Source organism: Candidatus Chlorohelix sp., from assembly GCF_037138995.1.
Taxonomy (GTDB): Bacteria; Chloroflexota; Chloroflexia; order Chloroheliales; family Chloroheliaceae; genus Chlorohelix.
In genome coordinates this window covers 1-26,599 of the sequence record NZ_JBAXHI010000021.1, presented here as the reverse complement: position 1 = coordinate 26,599, position 26,599 = coordinate 1, and the positions used below count along the sequence as shown (strand labels likewise).

20 protein-coding genes and 1 pseudogene are annotated in these 26,599 nt (G+C 45.0%); 12 read left to right on the top strand and 9 right to left on the bottom strand.

Going from position 1 to position 26,599, the window contains the following annotated elements; genetic code table 11:
- Nucleotides 1-11: 11 nt before the first annotated feature.
- Both WCK19_RS10950 and WCK19_RS10945 read right to left on the bottom strand, forming a co-directional pair.
- The gene (locus tag WCK19_RS10950; protein WP_342397417.1) at nt 12-575 is read right to left on the bottom strand and encodes a hypothetical protein; all 564 of its coding nucleotides are present in this window, start codon (nt 573-575) and stop codon (nt 12-14) included.
- 42 nt (nt 576-617) lie between these two features.
- Complete coding sequence (locus WCK19_RS10945) at nt 618-1,292, bottom strand: hypothetical protein (RefSeq protein WP_342397416.1); 675 nt, start codon at nt 1,290-1,292, stop codon at nt 618-620.
- A 443-nt stretch (nt 1,293-1,735) separates the two neighbouring features.
- Between WCK19_RS10945 and WCK19_RS10940 the strand changes: the two genes are divergently transcribed.
- The 4 genes from WCK19_RS10940 (at nt 1,736) to ltaE (ending at nt 6,915) form a co-directional block, all read left to right on the top strand.
- Entirely contained in the window at nt 1,736-3,127 is a 1,392-nt protein-coding gene (locus WCK19_RS10940; RefSeq protein WP_342397415.1) for a hypothetical protein, read from the top strand.
- 139 nt (nt 3,128-3,266) lie between these two features.
- On the top strand, nt 3,267-4,325 hold the full coding sequence (locus tag WCK19_RS10935) for an ABC transporter ATP-binding protein (RefSeq protein ID WP_342397414.1): 1,059 nt from the start codon (nt 3,267-3,269) through the stop codon (nt 4,323-4,325).
- 4 nt (nt 4,326-4,329) lie between these two features.
- A complete protein-coding gene (locus WCK19_RS10930; RefSeq protein ID WP_342397413.1) occupies nt 4,330-5,853 on the top strand; it encodes a stage II sporulation protein M in 1,524 nt (507 codons plus the stop codon).
- A 27-nt stretch (nt 5,854-5,880) separates the two neighbouring features.
- Nucleotides 5,881-6,915 (top strand): low-specificity L-threonine aldolase, encoded by a 1,035-nt coding sequence (gene ltaE, locus WCK19_RS10925; protein WP_342397412.1) that lies wholly within the window; start codon nt 5,881-5,883, stop codon nt 6,913-6,915.
- Nucleotides 6,916-7,773: 858 nt separating this feature from the next.
- On the opposite strand, the gene WCK19_RS10920 is transcribed toward ltaE, so the two are convergent.
- The 7 genes from WCK19_RS10920 to WCK19_RS10890 all read right to left on the bottom strand — a co-directional run bounded on the left by WCK19_RS10920 (nt 7,774) and on the right by WCK19_RS10890 (nt 19,763).
- Nucleotides 7,774-8,835 carry a DUF362 domain-containing protein gene (locus WCK19_RS10920; protein WP_342397411.1) on the bottom strand — a complete coding sequence of 354 codons (1,062 nt, stop codon included), beginning with the start codon at nt 8,833-8,835 and terminating at the stop codon, nt 7,774-7,776.
- A complete protein-coding gene (locus WCK19_RS10915) occupies nt 8,832-9,881 on the bottom strand; it encodes a prenyltransferase/squalene oxidase repeat-containing protein (RefSeq protein WP_342397410.1) in 1,050 nt (349 codons plus the stop codon). The genes WCK19_RS10920 and WCK19_RS10915 overlap by 4 nt, the downstream gene beginning before the upstream one ends.
- A gap of 24 nt (nt 9,882-9,905) precedes the next feature.
- A complete protein-coding gene (locus tag WCK19_RS10910; RefSeq protein ID WP_342397409.1) occupies nt 9,906-10,637 on the bottom strand; it encodes a nuclease-related domain-containing protein in 732 nt (243 codons plus the stop codon).
- A gap of 8 nt (nt 10,638-10,645) precedes the next feature.
- Nucleotides 10,646-12,202, bottom strand: coding sequence for a glycosyltransferase family 39 protein (locus WCK19_RS10905; RefSeq protein WP_342397408.1), 1,557 nt, complete (start codon nt 12,200-12,202; stop codon nt 10,646-10,648).
- Between the two features lie 881 nt (nt 12,203-13,083).
- Nucleotides 13,084-14,181 carry a histidine kinase gene (locus WCK19_RS10900; RefSeq protein ID WP_342397407.1) on the bottom strand — a complete coding sequence of 366 codons (1,098 nt, stop codon included), beginning with the start codon at nt 14,179-14,181 and terminating at the stop codon, nt 13,084-13,086.
- 165 nt (nt 14,182-14,346) lie between these two features.
- Entirely contained in the window at nt 14,347-17,076 is a 2,730-nt protein-coding gene (locus tag WCK19_RS10895; RefSeq protein ID WP_342397406.1) for a S8 family serine peptidase, read from the bottom strand.
- Nucleotides 17,077-17,309: 233 nt separating this feature from the next.
- Nucleotides 17,310-19,763: a S8 family serine peptidase gene (locus WCK19_RS10890; RefSeq protein WP_342397405.1), complete on the bottom strand. Its 2,454-nt coding sequence runs from the start codon at nt 19,761-19,763 to the stop codon at nt 17,310-17,312.
- Between the two features lie 441 nt (nt 19,764-20,204).
- On the opposite strand from WCK19_RS10890, the gene WCK19_RS10885 reads away from it, so the two are divergent.
- From WCK19_RS10885 to nuoK, 8 genes and pseudogenes are all read left to right on the top strand, one after another.
- On the top strand, nt 20,205-20,597 hold the full coding sequence (locus WCK19_RS10885; protein WP_342397404.1) for an NADH-quinone oxidoreductase subunit A: 393 nt from the start codon (nt 20,205-20,207) through the stop codon (nt 20,595-20,597).
- A pseudogene (locus WCK19_RS10880) lies at nt 20,585-21,043 on the top strand (NADH-quinone oxidoreductase subunit B family protein); the annotation flags it as partial. The gene WCK19_RS10885 and the pseudogene WCK19_RS10880, both read left to right, overlap by 13 nt.
- Before the next feature lie 330 nt (nt 21,044-21,373).
- A complete protein-coding gene (locus tag WCK19_RS10875; protein WP_342397403.1) occupies nt 21,374-21,835 on the top strand; it encodes an NADH-quinone oxidoreductase subunit C in 462 nt (153 codons plus the stop codon).
- Between the two features lie 50 nt (nt 21,836-21,885).
- Nucleotides 21,886-23,103 (top strand): NADH dehydrogenase (quinone) subunit D, encoded by a 1,218-nt coding sequence (nuoD, locus tag WCK19_RS10870; RefSeq protein WP_342397402.1) that lies wholly within the window; start codon nt 21,886-21,888, stop codon nt 23,101-23,103.
- 77 nt (nt 23,104-23,180) lie between these two features.
- Nucleotides 23,181-24,272, top strand: coding sequence for an NADH-quinone oxidoreductase subunit NuoH (gene nuoH, locus WCK19_RS10865; RefSeq protein WP_342397401.1), 1,092 nt, complete (start codon nt 23,181-23,183; stop codon nt 24,270-24,272).
- A gap of 71 nt (nt 24,273-24,343) precedes the next feature.
- Nucleotides 24,344-25,204, top strand: a complete 861-nt coding sequence (locus WCK19_RS10860; protein WP_342397400.1) for an NADH-quinone oxidoreductase subunit I — start codon at nt 24,344-24,346, stop codon at nt 25,202-25,204.
- 11 nt (nt 25,205-25,215) lie between these two features.
- On the top strand, nt 25,216-26,007 hold the full coding sequence (locus WCK19_RS10855) for an NADH-quinone oxidoreductase subunit J (protein ID WP_342397399.1): 792 nt from the start codon (nt 25,216-25,218) through the stop codon (nt 26,005-26,007).
- An 85-nt stretch (nt 26,008-26,092) separates the two neighbouring features.
- A complete protein-coding gene (nuoK, locus tag WCK19_RS10850; RefSeq protein WP_342397398.1) occupies nt 26,093-26,404 on the top strand; it encodes an NADH-quinone oxidoreductase subunit NuoK in 312 nt (103 codons plus the stop codon).
- Nucleotides 26,405-26,599: the final 195 nt, after the last annotated feature.

The following is a 26,599-nucleotide window of genomic DNA, read 5'->3' as shown; positions in this document are numbered from 1 at the left end:
TAAGTATGAAGTTATTTGTTCTCAGCCGCTAGTTTCGCTGCCTGTTCAGCCCACTTATTCCGCTCAATCCGAGTAGCGTTGATGCCCGTTTTCTCAGCAAGTTGTTCAGGACTCAACTTAGAAAGAGCTTTAAAAGTGATAACACCAGCCTCATAAAGCTTATTACGGAAAACTATTCCGATATCCTCGATTAAAGTAAAATCATCTTTGCCTTCCAATGAAATTTCCGGAGTCTCTTCATTTTTAGCCTCTAAAACCTCGGCATGGTCTGTTGTGGATTCAGACGCAACCACAGGCTTTTTAGCGGTAAGAGTGATTTTGTTTTCCACGCCCATAGCAGCATTAACTTCGTCAATGATATTAGGACCATGAGGCTTAGGACCGGAATTACGAACGGTAAACCTAGCAGTGCTTTGAGGGTTAGCAATCTGCATCGTTACCGATTCAGACTTAGTTGGCGTGGCAGGCTTTGTCGGTGTAACTGCCTTTTGCTTTGCGGAATAGCGTCGTAGCAAATAAAGCGCTAACAAGCCAACACCAGCGCCTAATGTAAAACCTAAAACTTTTTTAATCACAGTAAAATCTCCTCTTAGTCTAGTATAGTATATATTCAGCAATCAACCGCGTTGAACTATTTGAAGCTTGCTAAGATAAATCAGAGTATCACCTACCTCAGCTTTGCGATTAACTAGATCAGTTCTTTTCTTTAATTGGGTCTCATTCAAAAGCTGTTCATAGCGTAAAAAAAGCCCATCATAAACTCGTGGGTCTTTGGTAGAGCGCGTGTAATAATAGATAATAAAAGTGCTGTTCCGTTTGGTTCTTGGATCAACGGTTGGCGCAGGATTTTTGCCAGACGGTGTAACATAACTGGTTGCGCCATAGTCTATCTCAAGCTTTTTCTGATTGAACTGCTTCCATTGTAACGGCACAAGCTTCTTGCTGTAGTAGTTGTTAAGCTCTTCAGCGGATTGCTTGATAACATAAATCTCTGTTTGGTTAGAGACAACCCGATAATTAGGCATAGCAATAGAAATAATATTATTTGCTAGGCTCGATTGAATCGAGTCTGGGGTTTTGGTAATTTCTCTGATACCGATTGGCAAAGGCACATCAGCCATTGTAATAGATTCGGTGGCAGTACCGGGCTTAACTTCACCGGATGCTGAAACAAAGGTTAGATATATGACAAGAACGATAGAGGCGATAAAAAAAGTTGGGGCGAAGATAAAAAGCCCATAACGAAGAATACGGCGCGTGCCTCGCTCTTCAGGATTCTTATAGACTGCCACAGGGACTCTAGGTGATAGCGAAGAAGGCATGCTATTTTTGCTATTGCCAATCCCAGACAAATACTCAGCACTATTTTTATCGGTGGTATTACTCATAACCAAGACCTATAGTTAAGCCCATAATAGCAATAAAAGTAAATCTTGCCTGTATATTATAACACTACAATGATAGTAACTGCAGCAGGGTGGCAATTCGCATCTACTACCACCATGTTTCACGTTAAACATTATAGGGATGTTTCACGTTAAACATGTGGCACTTGCTACAAGTGTAAGTCTGTTTCACGTGAAACTAAGATAAAGGGTTATTCGTCATTATTGTAGAGTTATATAGCCTGTAAATCCAATGTGCATAAGGTTTGACTCTGCTATAATTGATTTCCAAGAAGTTCTATTAGGGTCAATTTCTTACTAGCCCACAGTCTCTTGAAAGGAGAAACAGGTTGATTGGTTCCACACTCTCTTCTAAAATTTCCCGATCTTTGCCGATATTGGTTGTTTTAGTGCTGGTATTGCAACTTGTAGCTACCGCGATGGTATTGCCTACAAACGCAACAGCCCAAACCAAGTCCTTGAATCCTTACGGGGTTAACACTTTCCTTGAAAAGGAAGTGGAAGACTGGAAAAAGGAGAAAACTTTCCAGTTGATTTCAGAAGCCGGTATCGGTTGGGTTAAGCAACATTTCCCTTGGGACGAAATCGAGTTCCGCAAAGGCTACTTCTATGATGACAAATTCAAGAAGTCTAGCTGGGAGAAATTCGATCAAATTGTTAATCTGGCAGTGAAATACAATATTAATATTGTTGCACGCCTAGATCGCACTCCTCAATGGGCTAACCCACTGAATGGCGATCCTATGCATCCACCCGCGGATTTCCAAAACTATGCCGATTTTGTCAAAGCCTTTGTGACTCACTACAAAGGCAAGATTAACTACATTCAGGTCTGGAACGAACCAAATCTAGGCTACGAATGGACAGGCACGCCAGATGCCAAGAAATATGTAGAGATGTTAAAACTTGCTTATCAAGCGGCTAAGAGCGCAGACCCTAACATTAAGGTCATGAATGCGCCGCTTGCTATGACAATTGAGAAAGGACCTACCAATCTGAGTGAACTGGATTTCTTTAGCCAGATGTATCAGGCTGGCGCAAAATCCTATTTCGATGTAATTGCCGCTAATGGCTATGGCTTGGAGTTTCCGCCCGAAGATGCGCCAGACCCGCAGAAGCTAAACTTCCGCAGGGTGGAATTGCTACACGATATAGCCGTTAAAAATGGCGATGGCGATAAACAAGTCTGGTTCAATGAATATGGTTGGAATGCCTCGCCTGAAACCATCCCCGCAGATAAGCTCATCTGGAGACGTGTAACAGAGCAGCAACAAGCTGATTACACGGTACGCGGCTACAAATATGCGCGTGACAATTGGGCATGGTCTGGCGTTATCTTTATGTGGTATTTCCGTCAGGTTGGAGATATTACCCCTGACCGAAGTGACTATTATTTCCAGATGGTCACTACCGATTTCAAAACCAAACCTGTTTATGATGCATTAAAGAAAGATGCGTTGGCATTTATAAATCAGAAGAGCTTACCAACGCAGGTTCCATATACACCCGTCACACAACCAGTCACTACTACAGCAGCAGTTACTACCACAAAAGCAGTTACTGCGGCAGCGGTAGCTACTACAACGCAAGCGTCTGGCAGTAATTCTAGTAGCAGTGAGAATTCCGGTGCGTTAATTCTTATAATTGCTGGTGTCGTAGTCTTGTTGGCAGGCGGTGGCGGCGCTGCGTTCTACTTTATGCAACAACGCAAGCAACAGTAATTTTACTCCGCAGTAACAAGTTCGAGTTATTATCGCAAAGCAGGAGCGTTCCGAATTTCGGGGTTGCTCCTGCAATCGCTAACATCCATAGCTTGCGTTATACAGTTTTCTTCAAGCAATTTTTATCTGGAAGTGAATTATGATAGAAGCAGTTAACCTAACAAAAGAATTCGGCAACTTTACAGCAGTAAAGGATGTCTCGCTTACAGTTAAAGAAGGAAAGGTTTTGGCGTTATTGGGGCATAACGGAGCGGGGAAAACCACTACAACCCGTATGCTTAGCGCGATTCTTGCACCCACCAAAGGCTATGCCAAAATTGCCGGATACGACACCGTAACACAAGCCCTTGAAGTACGCCGTTCTATCGGTCATCTGACTGAGTTACCGGGATTGTACTCGCGTATGAGGATTGAAGAATATCTGGAATTCTTCGCAGAAGTTTTCAATGTGCCTAAAGAAACCAGACGCACACGAGCAGAGCAAATGATGCGACAATTTGACCTATGGGAAACTCGAAAGCTAAAAATCGGCGAGTATTCAAAAGGTATGCGCCAGAAAACTGCCCTCATCCGGGCTTTAATCCATGACCCTAAAGTATTATTCCTCGATGAGCCTACCAGCGCGATGGATCCTTATAGCTCGAAATTGGTACGAGATTCTATTTCTCAATTAAAAAATCAAAATCGCACGGTTGTCTTGTGTACCCACAATCTGTACGAAGCAGAAGAACTGGCAGACCATATTGCCATAATTCGCAAAGGCGAAATCCTAATCGAAGGAAGCCCAGATGATTTGAAACGCCGTTTACTTGGTGCGCCAAGTTTTACCGTAAAGTTGGCACAATATAAGCACCCGGATAATTTGCCAACCCGGTTGAAAGAACTTGTTGAAGTAATCGATTCAGGCACTGATTGGTTCACTTACAGGTGCGAGGAGCCAGAAAAATACAACCCGCACTTATTAAAGATTCTGGTAGAAAGTGGCTATCAAGTAATCACTATAAGCGAAACGCCACGTAGCCTTGAATCTGTATATCTCAAGATTGCAGGAACCCCTGCTACCGCCAGCCAGAACCGGGATGAAAGCGAACAAACCCTACTAAAGCTCAAAGGGAAACGCAAAGGCTGGTTTAGAAACCGCCGTAAAGAAGAAGCTAACAAGTCGCAAGAACGCAGCCTGAGCAAGAGGAGGTCGTAAGCTAGTGCTAAAAAATTTAACCTTGAGAATAGGTAATCAGCCACCCTCCTCTATTGCACGCGCTTTAATAATCACAAGGCGCGAACTTAGAGACAGTATGCGGGATTGGCGAATCCTTTCCCCCCTGATAAGTCTGACCTTCATTGTGCCATCGCTGGTGGTGTTGGCTATAAGGTTCGGCAAAACTATGCTGGATAAACTTGAACCTGGTTCTTTCGAGGATAGGGTGCTACCCTTTGCTACGTTATCGGTTGGGTTCTTCCCGATGTCCTTCTCGCTAATCATCGCCTTTGAAAGTTTTGTAGGCGAAAAAGAGCGTAACAGTTTGGAGGCTTTACTCTCAGCGCCCTTAACCGATTTGGAATTATTTATGGGTAAGTTTCTAGCAGCGGTAATCCCTACTATACTTTCCAGCGCATACGGCACACTGGTATTTGTTATAGGAATCCTGCTGACTGGCGGACCAATGCCAACCGACCCATTAAACCTCATTTTCTTTATCCTTCTTGGTACAGCAGAAGCACTGGTAATGGTGACAGGGGCAGTAATAGTAAGTAGCCATTCAACCAGCGTGCGAGGGGCAAACCTGTTAGCCAGTTTCGTCATTCTGCCAATGACTATCATCGTGCAGATAGAAGCGCTTCTGGTAATCAGCGGTCAGAGCAATATGCTTTTCTTTGTATTGCTTAGCCTATTGCTTATCTTCGTGATTTTACTCCGCACCGGCGTAAGAGTCTTTAACCGTGAAGAAATTCTCTCTCGAGAAGGTGGCGATAGCTTGAAGATAAAAGCAATCTTCTCCAATTTCTTCTATATCTTTGCACGTACACCTGAAGAAACAATTTATAACCGGAAAAGCAACCTGCGAAAATTCAGTTTATGGCGCTTATATCGTTACGACATCCCCCAGATTATAAAGCTGAATGGACCGGCTATCATCATGGTAGTGGTGAGTCTAGTGATTGCAATATTTATCGGCTGGTGGGTTACAACCCTACAACCGATAAAAGAGTTATTGGCGCAATATCAGGGAAGCATCAAAGAGCAGGTAGCCAGCGTCCAGAATCCAGCCTGTAATTCCCAATTACTGGCAGATTACGGGATAACATGGCAATTTATTTTCTTCAACAATGTTAAGTCGGTACTCATCGGAAGCGGGCTAGGCTTTATATCAATGGGGATAGGGGGCTTGCTCCTGCTAATGGCAGCGATAGCCCCAATCGGCGGGTTGGGTAATATTATGGTACAGTCGGGCGCAAATATATTTCTGCTATTTATAGGCTTTATACTACCGCATGGAATTATAGAGTTACCTGCCGCGATTATGGCTACCGGTGCAGCGCTACAAGTGGCAACCTGCTTTATAGCGCCACCAAATGGCATGAGCATTGGTCGCAATCTGCAATTTTCTCTGATAAACTATGTAAAACTAATGGCGTTGATAATACCATTGCTGTTCATAGCCGCATTAATCGAGGGCAATTTAACGCCGATAATCGGTTGCTGGATAACCAATTCAAGATTCTAACTTTACATAATTGATAATAGGAAAAAAATGGCAAGAATTATAGACTTACGCAGCGATACTGTAACAAAACCTACCTCGGCAATGCGTGAAGCTATGTACAAAGCTGAGGTGGGTGATGACGTATATGGAGAAGACCCTACCGTTAACAAACTGGAAGAAACCGCCGCCGAAATAATGGGAAAGGAGGCAGGCTTATTTGTAACCAGCGGCACTATGGGAAATCTGATTGGGGTAATTACACATTGTAGTAGAGGTCAGGAAATAATAATGGGCGCAGAATCTCACATCTTCTATTATGAGGTAGGTGGGGGCGCAATAGTAGGCGGTTTGATGTATCACACCGTTCAGGAAAACCGTCTGGGCATACTCAACCTCGAACAGATAGCGCATGCCATCAGAGGGAAAAATATACATTACCCTGTAACGGGGTTAGTATGCCTTGAGAACAGCCATAACCGTAAGGGCGGTACAGTTATGAGTATCGAAGATACAAAAAGAATCTGCGATACAGCGCATGCTAATGATGTACCTGTCCATTTGGATGGAGCGCGGGTATTTAATGCTGCAACCTATCTTGGCAAAAATGTACGAGAACTGGTAGCCGAAATTGACTCGGTGCAGCTATGCCTCTCAAAAGGTTTGGGTGCGCCGGTTGGCTCAGTGCTGGTAGGAAAGCGCGATTTCATTGAACGCGCCCGCAAAAATCGAAAGATGCTAGGCGGTGGTATGCGGCAGGCGGGTATATTGGCGGCAGCGGGTCTTATTTCGCTCACTGAAATGACCAAACGGTTGGGGAAGGATCACTACAACGCACAACGCCTTGCCGAAGGCTTACAACAGGTCAGGGGACTGGAAATAGACCTAGAAACTGTGCAAACCAACATTGTGATGGCAGATACGACTGGTTCGGGGCGCACTGCCGATGAGTGGGTAACAAGTTTGAAGCAAAAAGGGATTTTGATTAACTCAATGGGCCCTTATACCATCCGCTTTGTGACCCATTACGAGGTAGAACAAAGCGGAATCGATGAAGCGTTGACCGTAATCTCAAGCTTTTTATGAAAAATTAATAAACTTACATCTCTTATTACAGAGCATAAGAAGGGCAAATATCACACGGACTTTGTAAAGCGCTATACAAATAATACCTGTTAACGATTTGTAAATTATTAACACAAACCCTATTGACTCAGCTACAAAACCGCTATATACTGTGAATGTAGAGAGAATATCTACACCCCATAAATTGAGAAGCTACAATTATTGGGAAGATAATAATGAAGCTCACCTCAAAAGTGCGCTTTTACTCTGTTATTGGTGGTAGCTTCACTAGCAAGTCCCAAATAGGAGGTACACTGGTATGGTTAAACCTCATGTGCTATTTGGAGTTTGGCAGGAAGACAGATAAAGCCCCAGTGCTATTGCACCTGATCTTTTTTACTAAATCGCTGTAAACTTGTAGCTTAAATATGCTGGATAAGCTTTATTGCTACGGGTTGTAACAGATAGATGTGATTAAATTGCAATTGAACTGATGTGCATAGATACATACAGAACAAAAGTGAAATTGCATGATTAACAAGGTCGTTAGTAGGGTAATTAGTAGAGTAGAAGTGATCAGTGGTACTCAAGAGATAAATTAGTCAGTATGCTGGGGCGGTAAGCAATAGTCGGTTCCTGTAGTCCGGTGTAAGTAAGAGGAATGCAAAGGCGTTTAGAAAGCCACGCATCCACTTCGAAGTTGGTTCCGCTAGAACCCTCACCGATGCTTGAATCGAGAAGCCGTGTAGCGCAAAGCGGCAAGGTTAAGCTGGCGTAAATAAGCTAGGTAGCCCGCGTGTCTTCAAGCAAACTAAACTAAATAGAGAACTTTAAGAAGCTTTGGAGATTTTGCCAGAGCTTCTTTGCTTTTTTATATACCTAATATCGGGCTACATCTTCAGGTTTTGGGGCTGCAACAAAACTCTGTTTCACGCTCTCCACGGGTAAAGCTTTCTGTATAATCCGATCCTTACTCATCACTCCCTGACCAAGCCAATCGGCATACCAGATATGCTTGAGGAAGTCTTTGGTTGGCTCAAATCCCATTATACGGGCGCAGGTAGCATCAACCGCTACCAAATCGCGCCCAATCACCAGCACTTGCGCTGGTTTGGGTGTTCCAAACAAAGGACCATCTCCCTCCATTGCCATAATTCCATCTACAATGGTAGCTTGTGGAGGCATTGTTTCATACAACTCAACGATATTTTGCTCAATCCCGGTTACGTGCAAAATATTCTTGGGCCAGCCGTATTTTATGCCCGGCACAATCCCATACAGATTCTTCATACTCAGAGTCACCCCTGCCCAGTGATGGGTTTTCATTTTAGGCATCGAAACCAGCAACTCTGCTTGAGCGATTGTCTTGGGCAACCACATAAATTCCAGACTGTTATAACCACCTTTGGTATTAACCTTAACCAAGTCATCGTGGTTCAAATCTACGAAAGGCACATTCAGGCTATCCAGCACCTTCTGAATGCCGCTTTGATATAACAAATCGGTAATATCGCGCTGGTAAGCTGAGCCTTCCGCCACGATAACCTCTTTTGCGCCCTGCTCCCGGAAAAGCCGTATAGCTGCTTCCAGTACGGCAGGGTGAGTATTAATAGCTGAACCGGGGAAGTTATAAATAATATTTGGCTTTAAAACGACACGCTTACCTGTTGCAGAAGGGGTATCTACCGCTTCCCAAGCAGTTCGTAGCGGGGTTAAAATATCCCCCTCATAGGTCGCGTTAACTATCGCCACCTGTGATTTCTCTCCAAAGCCCTTGCCGAGTCGGCGGAAATTTAAGCTAATCCACTTAATTATCCCAAGTGGACGGCTGACAAACTCAGCCAACACTACAGAGCCACCAATTGCACCTGTAAGCATCAGGCGTGTAAATTGACGGCGACTTAGCACTCTACGTCTGGGACGATTAGGATTTATTGTCATTGCGGTTGCACAAAATAAAGATTATCACTTAAAGCTAGAATTGCTAACGCAGTAGTATGAGGGCTAGTCATCCAGCCACCACTAAGAGCTTGTCCTTTTGAGGCGGGTTTACCGGTTTGGGAAGGAGTGCCTTTAAGTAATTTTATATAAAAGCGACCCATACGGTCAGAGTTGTTAGTACCTATATCAGGGTAAAAGCGTAAAGACAACAAGCCAAGAGCCAACACATGGTCACTGTAAGTTTCTTCTAAAAAATCGGACAGCACTGAAACACCACGCCATACTTCCTGTGTGCCGCCAAAATCCGAAGTGCTGAGCGTAACGGCAAAAGCCAATAAAGCATAGGCAGTTCCATCCGGTGTTGGTGGCAATTGTTTATCATACATATAAGGATTACCAACGTTCCAACCACCTACGGCGCAAGCGCGATCACGCAGGTAAGCCTTACCTTCTCGAATCTGGTCGCTATCAGCTACTATCGTTCTGTCTTCCACGGTCAAGGCTATCATTGCCAGAGCGGTTGGAATCACAAAACCTGCTTCAGTAGCGTTAGGTCCCCATTTCCAACCCAACAGATTGGAGTCAATACTTAGTAGCTTTTTATAAATATCCCATTCTTTCTGAGTAACTTTTGGCTCACGCTGTTTATTCAAAATCAAGCTGCGTGCGCTACTTCGTGAATCAACATCTTCAGGTTTGGCATAGAGCGCAGCTAATTCTGGGATTCGCAGCAAAATATTAAAACACCATGTAGCAGGATAAGTCATCCAGCCGCTAAACTGATCTTCCTTGAAAATTCCCCACCCACCGTCTGGATGCTGGTCGGCGCGAAGCCTAGTAAGTCCCTTCTGAACCGCATCCACATAGGGCTGAGGTGCATTCAACCTACCAGCCCCAATATTGGGATGGAAAAGCACCAACAATGCCAAAGCAGTTGGTTCTACAAAGCTTTGCCCACCCACCTTATAACCCCAGCCACCATCGGGGTTCTGTATTTTTACTAGGAAATCAAGCCCTAGGCGAATCTGATTATCATAAATTCCCACAAAAAACACCTTGATAGAATTGGTTCAATGGTTTTTCAAGCGATGGATAATCTGCTCCAAGGTACTTTCGCTAACGTCAGTTGCCTCGAAAGAAGACCCTTTGGGGGATATTTGCTCTTTGAGATAAGTCACCAAATCAGCATGTTCGACAATAGGGCAATTGGGGTGTGTAGAAGAAAATAATTTGCCCCTATCCAACACCACTATCGGTTGAACCGGCACTTGAGGTAAGTTTCGTACTGAAAGCCACGATTTTACCTCACGAGCAGCACGTATCACCTTCCAAGTAGGGCTATCCTTGATACGTTTACGGTTAGGTTGCTTTTTGGCAGTCGAATCGTTGCCTCCCATGTACCTGTACCAAGTGTCTCCCTCGCAAATATACTGACCAGAAATGCTGGATACTTCTAGTACCAACGCGCCATGAGGACCTAATAGCACCCCATCAATCATGCCAACCGAACGGTTCTCAGGCAACAAAAGGTTGAGAAAATAGATATAGTTCTCACCCAAAACCTTGCTTAATAGTGTTGCCAATCGTTCCTGACTACGCTGTTTCTGTAACGCAACACTTCCACGATTGCCAAACCAGAATGCCCCTGCTAAAAGAGGCAAGCCTAGCGCCAATATCCAAATGGAAATCGAAAATGCCAGAAATATAAACAGCAAGGCGGCTATACTAAGTCCGCATGCCAAACCGAGGTCCCGCAGAATCAATTGACGATAAGCTGAGGAATTACCAATAATAGATTGCAATAGTGCCTCTAATTAACCGGTTCTATCCTGTAAATCTGGCTACCCTTATATTCTGCAATAAATTGCAATTTCAGACCAGCCGCTATTACTCCGCCCTTATCTTTATACAAAGCATCTAAAGCTGAATAACGCTCTATGCCAAGCACCAGATAATTTGCCCCAAAGCGGCGAGCAGCTTCTAGATTAGCCGCTACACTATCGCTTGCCAACGCTATAGCTGGATTACCCGTAGCGTAGTAGTAGCTTAACGGCTCGCCGATAATTATAGCATAGTTTGAAATACTGTTTGCCTTGAACCAATCGTTTATCTCAACAGCATAAATAAAGTCTTTATCCCAAGAGCTAGAAGCAGAGGCAGAGACTAATAGAGTGAGTACAATTGACACCACCAGCAATGGCACAGCAATTCCGTTAGCGAAAAACTTGAGCCGGTTAGGGCGTTTGCGCCACTCGCAATATTTTCGTACCAACCATTCGATAGCGAAAAGAGCCGCGCCAGCCTGATAGGGTATAAGGCTACCAGCCGCATGAAAAAGCGTTCCGTGTAAACTAATTTCAGTAAATATAAGCACCATGCCGAAATATAAAAGCGTTAGATGGATTAAGAAAGGTACATAAGCCCGGTTCTTAAAATTCAAAAGAAAGATACCGAGCAGGAAAAAAGGCGCAAGCAGGAACAAACCCTGCACGCTTAGAATAATCGCGCCTATCTCCAGTGCGTTGAGTTTGCTGATAATAATATTGCCAAAGCCCCACTCAAAATACCGTGCCGGTGTTAGGGAAAGGCTATGACTGAATAGTTCGTTATAATTTTGCAGCCAAAATACTTTGCCGCTATTGGGAGAAAAGAGTGTGCCAAATTCTAACAGATTACGCCATAACCATGGCGTTACCACCGAAAGAGCAGCAATTAGGGCTAAACCCAGTATTCCCCAACGTGGCTTCCAAAGTTGAAGCCCTGTTTGTGGTTTACAGCGCACCCAAAGAAAGGATAGTACAAGTGTGGCAGTAAATAACACCCCATCGCTTCGGCACAGGTAAGCCAAACCGCTTAACGCGCCTGCCACTACTAGCCAACGATCATCTTTGTTTAGACCCAAATGAATAGTTATGAAGCACAGCAAGCCGAGCAAAGCAAAATTAGCAAAATTATCTGGAGCGTTCCAGAATAAGAAATAGCGTCCCGGAAAGAGCGTAGCAACCGCCATAACCCAGCTATAACGCCGCTGTGTCTCTCCAAAAGCCAGTTTCCCGGCATAAAACGCCAGTGGCGGGAGTAGTGCAGCGCAAAGCATAAATGGCAGGGATGCGGCAAAAGGAGACACTCCAAATAAAGCAAAAGAACCGATAATAAGCCAACTTGCCAATGGATTCCAGTAGTCGAAGGCTAGGTGCGTATAGCCAGAGAGCGGGTTGGTAGGATTAAAAGCAGTTATCTGATAATTCCAGACCGTATTGATTACAAAACCATGTCCATCATACCAGTTCTGAGCAGCTTGGTAATAATAATAAGCATCTACAAAACCAGGTTGCTTTACCCAGAAAAACGCAACCAGTAAGCGCAAAACCAAAGCCGCGCCTGAAAGAAAGAGGTACGGGTGACGATTTATGAATACAAAAGCTTGCTTTATGGCGTTCGTATTGGAATTTCCCATACTATAAGTAAAAAGGATAGCAATTCAGGCTAATAATAACCTGTAAAGCTATTATTTTCAAAAACAAAGAAAAACCCCACCGATTAGAGTGGGGTGTCCGTGCAATATACCTATTTTTATTTGTATAGCTATACTTGGAACAGCTTCAGCGTAGAAATAAAAGACCTCTGCCCCAAACGGAGCAGAGGCAAAATCCCAGATAATTAGGACAGGTTCTTGGTTACGCTACTGAAGACGTTACCGATCTGAGGTCCAAGGAACACCAGAATTGCTATAACTACTACGGCTACTAAGAAGAGGATCAAAGCATATTCTACGAGACCCTGACCTTCTTTTTCTTCGGTCTGTTTGCGGAAAAGTTTCTTGAAGTCCAACATTGTCGTTACCTCCAACATAGATAATAAGTTGTTAAAGTTGAGATTGACAGTGTGGTTACAGAAGGATAACTCTTCAATGCAAGAGGGATATATTGCTATACTGCGGAGTGTGATTAGCAAAGGTTAGGCAGAATTAGGAAAAAAAACTTTGAATAATATTTTTTTGCGCCGCGCCTATTGCTAGGATGTCAGTACAGTTTGCAACACGTCTCTTCTAAAACTGAAGCACTATCATTCGCTTCCACTAATCTATTTTAGTATTATGAGGCTTTTATAGCAATAGCCATTTGGTATATAGTACTTTTAGATTGTGGCTATTGTGCTTTCCTCATCTGAATGTAATATACCATATAAACATTACGAATTACATTACGATTATTTCATTCGTGAAATTTATTTAGCCAACTATTTATATCAAATAGTAATCAAGGGAATATATGCTGCCACACGGGTACCTCGACCGGGCGTACTGGCTATTTCCAACCTGCCGTTTAACATTTCAGTGCGCTGACCCATGCTATGAATACCAAGCGATTTTTGCTGTTTTTCACCTTCAAGCTTGCGAATATCGAAGCCATTACCGTCATCTTCTACGCTCAAGGTTACAGCTTGTTCACCTAAATCAAGCGATATATTAACGTGTAAGGCATGGGCGTGAATTGACACATTGCTTAGGGCTTCTTGAATGATACGGAAAACAGCTACTTCAAACTGGTTGGGCAAACGACGCTCCACCCCACTGCTTACCAGATTAACTTCAATTTTATTTTTCTCTTGAAAATCTTTGATATAACGCCGCAAGGTTGGTAGCAAGCCAAGGTCATCCAGAATCATAGGGCGAAGCTGGAAGATAAAACCGCGCGTTTCCTGTAAAGTGTCGTTCACCATAGATTTTAAGCCGGTTATCTCGGCTTTCGCTCGCGCAATGTCCGCTTCCATCCAACGTTCACAAATTTCAGCACGTAAAACCAAATTGCTCATTGCCTGTGCAGGTCCATCATGCAACTGGCGGGATACACGCAAGCGTTCGTTTTCTTGTGCTTGGATAATTTTGCCGACCATTTCCTGAGCTTCAACGCCTTGTACCCCACGTACATGACTAGAAGTTTGAGGAGCTTTACTTTTGGGTCGCTGATTCAAAATCTGATAGAGCCTAAAATTTTCTTGCTGCTGCTCTTTTAGATATTTCTGTCGCTCTCTAAGCAGCTCGACTTCCTTACGCATAGAGTTGAGCCTTAGCTGTACCTCATGGTAGCTATTGTATAGCACCTTGATGTCGGGCAAGCTATAAGCATCCATGTTGGTTTCCATATCTTTCAAGCGTGCTGAAAGCTGTCCCTCTCTTGCGCCGAGCCTGTCAACCTCTGTCTGGTTCTGCCGAATCAGCATCTCAACCTCACTCAGGCGTTTATTAAGCTCTTCTGCCCGGTTACGCGCTTCTATCATCAGTTCATCTAACTTTTGATCGATTTCCTCCGGGTCTGGATTTGAACCAAGCGGGGACATACTCATTTGGGTGCCTCCATTAAGGTAGCTTTTCAGGCAATTATAGCTCCAGCATTTACCTATTTATGATAGCATAAAGAGCAAGCGCAAGCCATAAGTAGGAAAAAAATCTGTAAGGACAGGAGTCCCTACAGATTATGAATATAATATGGTTAAGGCTCAAACCAAGCCTTACCTTATGTAATTGCGATTTCGTGCTAAATCAACCCCAAGCAAACCAAGCAGCACGTCGTATTTACTACCAGCATTTTCAGGATGATACTCAAAGCGATTGCGCTCAAAGTATTGCACCTGCAAACCATTTTCTAGCAATGGCTCGCTTACCGGATAGCCAAATATATCGAGTCCACCATATTTATTCCAGTATTCTAAGAAGCGACCGCTCAGGGTATGACCAGTTTTGTCAAAATAAACCAGAGTACCCGAAGATAAAACAGGCGCTACCGGCTGGAAATTCCGATTTTTAACGGACTCACTACCCAGCAAACCAAGTAACACTACATAAGGTGTTCCTGCGTTTTCAGGATGAAGCTCGAAGCGGTTACGCTGGAAATACTGCACTGTATAGAGTTTTCCATCGGTTTTGCTAACTTCAATAAACTCTTCGCTTAAAGGATAGCCAAAGACCTCTAAGCCACCGTGAGAATCCCAGAACCGCTTGAATTCGCCTTTGAGCGTATGTCCTGTTTCAGAGAAATAATTTAGTTCATTGGTACTGGAAATTGGCGCTACTTTATTGAAATAGACCGATTGGCTGGCAAGTTGATCTGTTTGGTTAGGTGCGCCTTGCCCGGTTGTCGGTTGTGTCGAACTTGGGGCTACTGCGCCGGGTCCGGCAATTACCTGTCCGGAGGCAAAGTCAAAGTTTACCGGGACTGCTCCATTGGTAGTGCCATCTACTGTAATAGTGACAGGTCCCAGAATACGGGCAGCTTTGGGCAATATTGCGCGTAAAGTGTAAACGCCTGCGCCCAAATTATCGAAGCTGTAATTACCTGACGAGTCTGTATTCTTGACAAGTTGACCCGGGTCGAGAGTCATAACCACATCATTTGAACTAGCCCCAGCTATAAACCCGTAAACTCTAGAGTTGCGATTCGGATTCAGGTCACTGTTTATAACTGCCCTAACCGCCGCGCCCGCATTAACCAGACCGTATCCGGTACGGTCATCGCGTCCAGCAGCATCAATATCCGTAGCCGTACCTTGCAAGATAGACTTAACCTGCGCGGCGGTTAGGTCTGGTTTTACCTCCAGCATCAAGCTGATAACACCCGTTACGATAGGGGCGGAAAAACTGGTGCCATCCATAACAGTGTAATCGCCTGAGTCTCTGTTATTACCAAACGGATCGTCGGTAAGATAAGGATTGCCTTTTCCAAACGAGGTACCGGGCCAGTTAATGTTGGTAGTCAGAATGTTGGTTCCGGGAGCGGCAACGCTAACCCATGAGCCATAGGATGAGAATTTAGCCGGTTTATTATTTTCATCAGTAGCAGCAACCGCAATAACGCCGTCATAGGCAGCAGGATATTCCGCCACACCGTTAGCCACATTGCCGGAAGCCGCTACAATAATCGCCCCTTTGCTCTGAGCATATTTAATCGCTTCAGCCATTGCCTTAGAATAGTTTGGTCCGCCAAGACTCATGTTGATTATACGCGCTCCCGCATTAGCAGCTTGCGTTAAACCTTCAGCTACCCACGAATCAGCACATTCGCCGTTCCAGTTGCAAGAACGAACGGACAAAAGCCCAGTTGGAGATGGATTAGCCCCTTCGCGAGAACCATTCCAGTTAACCCCTGCCATCCCGTAGTTATAATAAGGATATGCATAAATCCGCTTTTTTATTACAGTCACTTGCGTTGTAACTGGATCTATAACCGGAACATCATCTACCTCGCTGTAATTATTATTCGGGTTAGCCGCAATAATTCCGGCAACTGCCGTTCCATGACCGTTATAATCGGTGGTACATTCCGGGCTGCTAGGCTTCCAACGCGCCGAACCACAATCCGGCACGGTGCTAATGCCCTGCGCGTAAAAAACCCTGCCTCTGAGATCCCAAATTCCATCTCCGCCATATAGTCCCAAGACCTTACAACCGGAATTGGTCTGGCTTTGTTGCTCTTGCCCTGCCGATGGATAAGGTGAAGGTTGGGGTAAGTAACAAGGATCAGATTCTGCAATACCATTTGGAAGAGGCGCCGCCGGACCCTTCGGCGATCTTTGTGGAGAAGTAGCGCTGGTTGGGACATCAGTGCTTGGTACATAAGAACCATATACATCCCATTGACCGGGATCGAGGGTTAAGCTGCGATTATTACGAATGCCGGTATCCACCACTGCAATAACAACGCCCTGCCGAGAAGTATAGGCATTGGTATTAGAACCGTAAACCTGCTCCCACGCATCCGGTAGATTTATCCGCTTTAGATAATCTTGCTTGCCCTGAGTGTAAAAACTATCCGATGGCTCTCTAAAAATACGCCGGATATAGTTCGGTTCGGCATACGCTACTGCGGGATTAAGGCTAAAGGCAGTAACTAGGGTTTTGACATCAACGCCGGGAGCAGAAAGAACGTCTATGCCCGGTAGCGAAGCAAGACCTAATACACTGGTTAAACCTAAATTTTTATAGTATTCAATATCGGTATTATTTTTCAGATAAGCTGAGGCAAGATTTTGAAATTGACCAACTGGAGCATCTTTGAATTTTACAATTACTTCGCCTTGACGGTACTCAGCCACATCAGGAATTACGGTTGCTACGGGTGTTTCATCTTGCGAGGGTGCGCCCAACACAGGCGTTACAATAGAAAGCTGCAAAAGCAGTACAATTACCAGCCAATGAAAAGCAAAATGGGCGCGGCTGGTGAAAAATCGGTTTGGTCGCCTCATGAATTGGTTCTCCTGATTCCGACCCCATACGGTCAAAAGCCCGTTGAGTTTTGACTAGAGCTTCGTTGCACGCCATATAGCGGGCTGTGTGGAGTTGTGAGCCAAACAGAAACTTTTAGAGGCAAGGCAAAACCGTACCTCTACTTGTCATAACAACTTGTCATAACTTAATCTACCATCAAATCGGGGATTCTGCAAGTAGTATTTAACGAAATTTGGTTGAATCGAGAGGATTAATAGCCCGGTCCCAGCAAACCCTGAGTTCGCGCATAATCTCGCGCTACCAACGCGCCTAGAACCTCCATGCCCTTTGAAGAAAGTTCTGGATGAAGTTCGAGAATCTGCTTTTCAAAATACTGCAACACCCTGCCACCTTCACTAAAAGGTTCGCTAATTGGTAAGCCCAGAGTAACCCAGTTTCCGTTATCCTGCCAATATTTAAGAAATGAACCGCGCAAAGTATGACCCGTTTCTTTCCAATAAAACACCTGTGCATTGGCTTGTTCTTCCGCTGTCGGTTCGGGTACATTGCTGAAAGCCGTATTATTTTTTATCCTTTCAGAGTATTCCACCCCCAACCGACGCACCTGTACAGCAAAGGGAGTCCCGGCAAACTCAGGATGAAATTCGCAAACCACCCGCTCGAAATATTGCACCTGCATACCGTTTTCGATGAAGGATTCGCTAATCGGATATCCCAAACCCAACAAGCCGGCGTTATTCTCCCAAAATTGCCGGAAGGGCTTGCCGATGGAATGCCCTGTATCATCGAAATAAAGCGTATCACCACCGGGAGCGTCTTTCAAAGAAGCGAAAGTGCCGAATTTTACCCCGCTCGAAAGTAATTTGGCTGATGGGGAAAAATCGAATGTAAAATTCTTCGTGTTATTTCCATTGCCAGTAATCTGAAAGTTGAAATTCTGGAGCGGGTAGGTTTTATTGGGTAAACCATATTTGCTTGAAGTGGCAGTAAGACGGTAATTTCCGGGCGGTAAATTGGAAAAGTTAAGAGTGCCATCAGCGAAAGGAACTCTAGCATCACCCGGCGTTAGAGTCACAAGCACATCACGCGGGTTAGGAATGCCCGATACCTTTATTTGCGCTTGCCCACGGTTGGAAGCCACAAAATCGCCCTTCTGCGCTGCCAGAACGGCGCGATAGGTGTTCAGTCTGCCAAAACCGAGGCGCGTATCATAATATAGCGGTGTAATTGGGGTGGCAGTTGCAGAAAATACATGCGCAATAGTGCGTTGGGTAAACGTAACCGGAGCAGTGGTGGCATCAGAGAAAGGAGTCAACGCGCTGGTAAAACCGGGTGAAGATGTCAAAGAGCTGGTAGGCATTAGAGAAGGCGATACCGATGTAGTAGGGGTCTGTACCACGGAAGCTCCCGGGTAATCAGCGGTAGCCTCCAAAATATTTCGCACTTGTGACGGGTTCAAGCTGCGGTTAACCGAGAGCATAAGCGCCACCGTACCTGAGACATAGGGTGCTGAAAAACTCGTGCCTTTATCGAATCCGAAAACCAAACCGTTTGGCTGCGACCAAGTAAGACTAAAAATACTACTTCCCGGAGCTACCAGCGCTATTTCAGGACCGCTATTGCTAAAAGGCGCTACGCCATCAAACTGGTTACTTGCCCCAATAGCAATTACCTCGTCAAAAGAAGCAGGATATTGCGGCGCCGAATTGCCTTCATTACCAGCAGCGCCTATCAACACCACTCCTTGGTTATATGCCTTCAATACCGCTTCGTAAACTGCTTCCGAGCGTTCCGGCGCACCCAAGCTCAGGTTGATAATATTGGCACGCCGTTCGGTAGCATAGTTAATACCCATTGCCACTACCGCATTGGAAGTCTGCAAACGAGAATTAAGAACTTTGATCGGTAATATACGTGCGCCCCATGCCACTCCGGCAATACCATAATTGTTATCTCCACGGGCAGCAGCTACGCCCGCTACGAAAGTGCCATGCCCTGCATCATCAATGGTTGAAATAGTAGGAGGAGTGGAAATGAAGTTCAACCCACCTACAACCTTATCTTCGAGGTCTTGGTGTAGCGCGGCTACCCCGCTATCAACCACCGCAATAAGAATATTTTCCGAACCGGTGGTAATATCCCAAGCAGAAGCGGCATCAATTTTAGCTAAGCCCCATTGGTCACCTCGCAAATAATAAGGGTCGTTCGGCTCTCGAAAACCGTAAACCGGATAATCGAGTTCTGCAAAACGCGCCTGTCCACTCTGTTCTACCTCATAAAGCAATGCCCATACATCAGCATTTAGGTTAGCATTAATCCGGTAAGTACCATTTTCCGGGTCAATGGCATCGGCTGACCACACACCATACTTGCTAAAAACCTCGCGTAGTTTTGGAACCCCCTCTATCAAGTTGGAATAGGGCAAACGCTGACCAATATAGGTAGAATCACCGATATATTGATTTGCGTTATAGCGCAATTCAGTATAGAGAATACGGGAGGAGTTGGGCTGGAAAGAAACAATAATTTCTCCGGGTATGGGTAGATGTTGGATATTATCGGGTGGTGGTTCGGAAACGCCTTGATTTGAAGGGTAAGATAGAAAATTAGGTGAGCAATTAAGGAGCAAACCCGCAAACAAAACAAAAGCAAGCCAGTAACCGGCTACACGAAGAAAAGTGGAATATCCGTTACGGGTTTTCATCTATACTGTATCTCCGCCAACAAGTCGTTCACACGGTTTTTGGAGGGTTAAAGCTTATAGAATTTAGTTCAAGTGGGATGTGCCGGGTTACTCTCAAAATGAACTGGAATTAGACCAGATAAGGATAACCAGAACTAGACTAAGTTATACACGTATTAGTAAAAGTATGCAAGCCTGTCCACAATGGGACATGAAAAAAGCCTTCCCTAAATAGTCCCTAATCGTACCCATTTTCTACCAATAGAAGAGTCAGGGTTTTCACTATAAAACAGCAAAACCTGAATTGCATGGTTTCCAGCAGCATGCTATAATCCCCTCACACATTGTTCAGCTTATCACGAATGTAAGCTGAATTGTATCTTCCAAAAGAGATACTATGCTCGATTGCTTTTAGAAGTCAGAAACCAATAAAATAATACGGAAAAACAAGGCTAACCCGGTATGATGAGCTTAGAAGATTTCAACTTGGCGTATCTCTCCACTGCTATCTTTCTAATAGTGGTAACAATCGTAGGTATGACATTGTTATTGCTGGGCTTTCTTATCAGACCAAACAAACCAAATTCCCGCAAAACCATTCCTTACGAAAGTGGTGTGCCGCCTGTTGGTCGCGCTCGCGAACGTTACTCGATTCGCTTCTACATAATAGCGATGCTGTTTGTGCTGTTCGACATAGAAGCGGTCTTCTTATATCCGTGGGCGATTAACTTTGACGGTTTTGTGCGGCGAGGTGATGGCTTGTTCGTACTGATAGAAATGGGTATCTTCATTTTTGTAATCTTGCTGGGTTATGCCTATGCTTGGTTGAAAGGAGCCTTGGATTGGGTCTTCTAAACGAAAAGTTAAACGATAACTTTGTAACCACCACCGTAGATGCTCTGCTCAACTGGGGTCACCAAAACTCGCTCTGGCCCGTTTTGTTTGGTACAGCTTGCTGTGGTATCGAAATGATGGCTCACGCAAACAGCCGCTTTGATATTTTGGAACGCTGGGGAATGCTCTTTCGCTTCTCACCGCGACAGTCTGACATGATGATGGTCTCCGGCACAGTGACCAAGAAAATGGCTCCCATAATCAAGACAGTTTACGACCAGATGGCAGAACCCAAATGGGTAATGGCAATTGGTAGTTGCGCCATTAGCGGCAACATCTATAACAGTTACAGCACCTTACAGGGCGTAGATCGCATCATTCCGGTAGATGTATATGTACCGGGTTGCCCGCCTATCCCTGAAGCCTTTGCTTATGGCATTGACGAATTACGTAAGAAAATAGCTACGGAAAGACGCATTCGCAAACCGCTTCCGATTCTGAATCAGGATAGCAACGAGTTTGAGCGTACTTGGGACACTTCAGAAGTCAAACGTCCCGGTCATATTGCATTACCAAGCGCAGCCGATTATATGCAGTTCATTGACGAAGAAATCAGTAGCCCTCCTACCCTGTTAAAGTAGAGGCTACCCTGAATAAACTTGTGGCAAAAATCAGAGGTCAGGGCTATATGGTTACTTGCAAGCTTGTAGCAAGCAGTCACCCACAAAGTAACCTTGAATTCTTGGAATCTGATTTTTGATGATGTTTGAAAACAGGAAGAAAGAGTTAAAACGCAAATGAAGGAAAGCCTTCAGGTAGTCGCACAGAAGTTGCAGGAAAAATTTGGCGGTAATATCCTAGGTATAACCGAGTTTCGCGATGAGGTTACTGTTCGCGTAAAGAAAACAATCTGGTTTGAAGTTCACCAGTTCTTGCGTGACGACCCTGATTGCGCCTTCAATATGATGATTGACGAAACCGCCGCCGATTACCCTTTAAGGGATGAACGCTTCGATGTTATTAGCCATTTGCTGTCCCTATCCAAACGCCATCGGTTCAGGGTTAAAGCCAGCACCAGCGAAAAGATACCCAGCCTTTGCCCTGTCTGGAAAACTGCCAACTGGTTGGAACGCGAAACCTACGATATGTTCGGCATTATTTATGAGGGACACCCAGACTTGCGCCGTATTTTGATGGCTGAAAATTGGGAAGGCTTCCCGTTGCGCAAGGATTACCCGACCGAGGGATACGATATTTAAATCAAGGGCTTATTTAACCCTTGATTTTCTAAATAAAAGACGAGGTTCTTATGCAGAATGTAATGAATCCTGTAGGCGGGGATAATTTTCAAGAAAAAGGCGACAAGCGAATGCGCCTAAGCCTTGGTCCACACCACCCCAGCACCCATGGCGTGCTACAGGTGATTGTTGACCTTGAAGGCGAAACGGTGGTACGCTGCGACCCTGTACCCGGCTACCTGCATCGCGGTACTGAGAAGTTGGCGGAGAATAAATATTACACCCAAATTATTCCTCTTACCGACCGTCTTGATTATCTCTCTCCTTTCAATAATAATCTGTCTTACACTATGGCGGTGGAAAAGCTGGTTGGGATTGAAGTGCCAGAAAGAGCGCAATGGATTAGATTGATTCTAAGCGAGTTACAGCGCATTGCCAGCCATCTAATCTGGTTTGGTACCCACGTAATGGACATTGGGGCAATTACCCCTTTCCTCTGGGCTGCTCGTGACCGCGAAACCATAATGGATATATTTGAGATGTGTAGCGGCGCACGCTTGACCCTCAGCTATACCCGCATCGGTGGCTTGATGTCAGACGTTCCTCCCGGCTTCAATGAGAAAGTACACGAATTTACCGAGCTTTTCCATAAAGCTTTAAAAGACTACAACAAAGTGGTCAGCAAAAACCCTATTTTTATGTCTCGTACTCAGGGCGTAGGGGTTATTACGGCGGAACAAGCCATCCAATATGGCTTGACCGGTCCCTCCCTGCGTGGTAGCGGAGTTGAGTGGGACTTACGCAAGCATGAACCCTATATGTACTACGATCAGTTAGATTTCGAGATTCCCCTCGGTTCTACTGGTGACAGCTACGATCGCTATCTGGTACGTATGGAAGAAATGGAACAATCCAATCGTATAATCCAGCAGGCGTTGGCAAAATTACCTTCAAAAGGTCCTGTCAAGGCAGATGACCCCAAGATAGTATTGCCTCCTAAAGAACTCTCAATGAGCCGTGCTGAGGAAATGCAACGCCACTTCTACCAAGTCATTCATGGGTTCCCTGCCCCGGTAGGTGAGTGCTATTTTGGCTTGGAAGGTCCAAAGGGAGAACTAGGCTTCTATATTATCAGTGATGGGTCTCCACGCCCTTATCGACTGAAAATTCGCGCTCCTAGTTACGTTAATTTGCAGGCACTTCCGCTAATGACCGAAGGTCGCATGATAGCGGATGTTATTACCTGCATAGGAACGATAGACATCGTTCTAGGTGAAGTTGATCGGTAATGCCATGATCGGTTGCCGTTTTAATAGGCAACCATTGACCTTAAGTATAATCTGCTCACTACAGGAAAACAAAGCTCATGTTTTCACTCGCATTATTTGATGTTGTAAATGCAACAGAGGCAAGGGTAAATGCCCCGGAAGAACCTGTAATCTGGTTCCTTCAAACCTTCGTAACCTTGTTCATTATTATGAACGTGGTGATGGTAATCATGGCATACCAAACTTGGGCAGAACGCAAAGTAATGGCGCTCGCTCAACAGCGATTTGGTCCAATGCGTACAGGTCCTATAGGTCTGTTACAGCCAATTGCCGATGCCGTAAAGCTGTTGAACAAAGAATATATCGTGCCAAGAGATGCCGACAAAACGTTATTTTTCTTTGCTCCAATAATAGCCTTTATACCGGCACTTGCCGCCTTTGCGGTAATACCGTGGGGCGATGCTACTGGTGAAGGGTTATTTGGGGGATGGATTCGCCCGATAATTGCCAACCTCAATATGGGCATCCTATACTTGCTGGCTCTTAGCTCAATCGGTGTGTATGGTATCGTAATGTCCGGTTACACCAGCGGTAACAAATATGCGACACTCGGTAGCATCCGCTCATCAGCACAAGTAGTTAGCTACGAATTGACGATGGGTTTGGGCTTAATGGGTACGCTGATAATGGCTGGCTCGCTAAACCTAAACGATGTAGTGATAGCACAACAGAACACCATGTGGTACATAATTCCACAGTTCTTTGGCTTCATCGTTTACGCTATCAGTGGCATCGCCGAAACCAACCGCAACCCGTTTGACTTACCGGAAGCCGAATCGGAACTTGTAGCCGGTTATCACCTTGAGTACGGCGCAATGCATTTCGGGATGGTTTACCTAGGTGAGTATATCAACATGAACGTGATAGCGGCGACAGTAGCAACACTATACTTAGGTGGTTGGGCAGCGCCTGCTTCATTCCTTGAGTTCATTCCGGGTCCTATCTGGCTATTCCTGAAGTTTGCCTTCTTCCTGTTCATTTATTACTGGATTCGAGTAACCTTGCCGCGCTTCCGGTACGACCAGTTGATGGGTTTCTGCTGGAAAGTATTGTTCCCAATTGCGCTTGCCAACGTGGCAATTACCGCGGTCTTTAAATATTTGGGTATAACCTTTGGTTGGTGGGGATAAAGTACAGTTTTGAGGTTCGAGTGTTAAATTTCTCGCAAAACTCAAAACTTTCTGATAGAGGAGTGGTCTAGATGATAAAGGAAATAGCGCAAGGTCTGGGTTTGACGCTCCGGCACTTCTTTAAGAAGAACGTGACGTTGCAATATCCCAAGGAAATGAGAAATTTCCACCCGCGCTTCAGAGGCGCAGTCGGTATGGTGCGAGATCAAGAAACAGGCAAAGAACGTTGCGTTGGTTGTGGTTTGTGTGCCGCCGTTTGTCCGTCAAACTGCTTGACGGTAGTACCCGGCACTGATGATGTCGGTCTCCGCAACGCTAAAATATATCTCTATGATATGGGTCGCTGCGTTTTCTGCGGAATGTGCGTAGAAGTTTGCCCAGAACTGGCGTTGGTTATGACTCACGAATTTGAACTGTCGGTTTACGACCGCAGCCAGCTTATTCTTGATGCGGGTGCAATGTTGCGCCTTTCTGACCGCGAAAAAGAACGCACCGGAGAGTCTATTGAAGAACCAGGTTTCCCTGCTGTTACAGATGCGCCTTCTACCTTCCTCAAGCATAATCAGCTTGACCCGCGCATCCAGCGTGGTAAGTTTCAGAGCCACCAGCCTGCGCTTGGAACTTTGCCGTACGGCTACCCGATGAAATACGAAGAGTATCTCAAGAAAATACGTGAAGGTAAGCCGTTGGTGCAAGGCACTCTGCCTCCCAACTTTCAGGAAATCCAAAATAAGTATCTACCCGAAGACTCCAGAGTGCCTATGCCCAAATTCGTGGAGAATCAGGCAGATACCGCAGCCGAAGTACGAATCAAGCACATGACCGTCGGTGACATTAATAAAGTGGAAAGCCACAAGTATTATGATGAAGACGGTCAAGGCAGCAAAAAACGTGTTGAGCTTGGCAAGGGCGAGTGGGCTGACAAGAAATAAGGATTAGAACAATGTTTGGATTGCCGCTTGAGCAAATTATATTTCTGGTATTATCAGGGCTTTCGATTGTATGCTCGCTAGGTCTAGTAATTTTCAAAGACCCTGTGCATTCTGCCGTTTCCCTAGTACTTACCTTCTTCAACGTAGCAGGTATATACATCCTGATGGGTGCCGAATTTATGGCGGCACTACAAGTTTTGGTGTATAGCGGTGCTATTCTGGTTTTATTCGTCTTTGTGATGATGTTGTTACAACTCCGACCCGGTCCGGCACTGAACCCGTTTCGCTTTTTCCAGAGTCGGATAGCACCAGTAATCGCCTTGGCATTTCTGGCGGAAGTTTTGGTGATAATTTTCGCCAGCAACTACTATAATAACGGCGGGAAAATCACAGACTCTGCCAATACTCAAGCAGCAAACATGGCGAAAAACATCAGCTACGTGGTATCTAGCAAAGTGCCGATGACCGATACACAAGGCAACAGCGTGGTCAAAAGTAATGAAGGTTGGTTTTCCGAGCCTAACAGCACAGGACATACCGCGTTGCTAGGTAAAGAACTTTACAGCAAGTTCATTCTGCCTTTTGAAATTTGTTCGTTAATCTTGTTGGTTGCTGCCATTGGAGCAATCGTAATCGGCAGACGTGGTCTTGAACGCGATCGCAAAGAGTTCCGTTCAGTTGGCATCAGTCTCGGTGGTGTAGCCGAACCCGGTTCGGCACAAGAGTTTGAATACGAAAAAGAGCTTAAAATGCTCGGCACAAACGAACTTGATAAAGAGCGCAAGCTTACTTTGAAAAAATAATGTGAGGGGCTGAGTTGCCTTTCGCTTGTGGCGTATGCTCGCTACGCCATAAAGTATCACTAGTACAAAACAAAGAGAAGATTAGATGATACCGACAGCTTGGTTTTTAATTTTGAGTGGGATTTTGTTCTCGATAGGGCTTACGGGCGTACTAATGCGCCGGAATGTTTTGGTTATTTTCATGTGCGTTGAATTAATGATGAACGCCGTGAATATCACCTTTGTAGCGTTTGCTCGTAGCTTTACCAAAGGAATTAATTTCGCTGGTGACAATTTTGTGGTTTTTGTAGTAACAGTTGCCGCTGCCGAAGCTGCTGTAGGGTTAGCTATTATTGTAAGCCTTGCCACAAAGCAAAGCTCGGTAGATGCCGACTCAATAGGTATGCTCAAAGATTAATAATTTTACCCTTTTTGAGGGCGTGATTCGCAACACGCTTTTCTGAAACGTGTGGGGAGTAATTCTCAAGAATGACTGCAAAAGACGTAGAGAGCATTCTCTGGCTCGTTCCTATCATACCGCTAGTCGCCAGCTTCATAAACGCCTTTATCAGCCTTGCATTTCTGGCTTCCCGGAAAAAATCCGATTTGACGG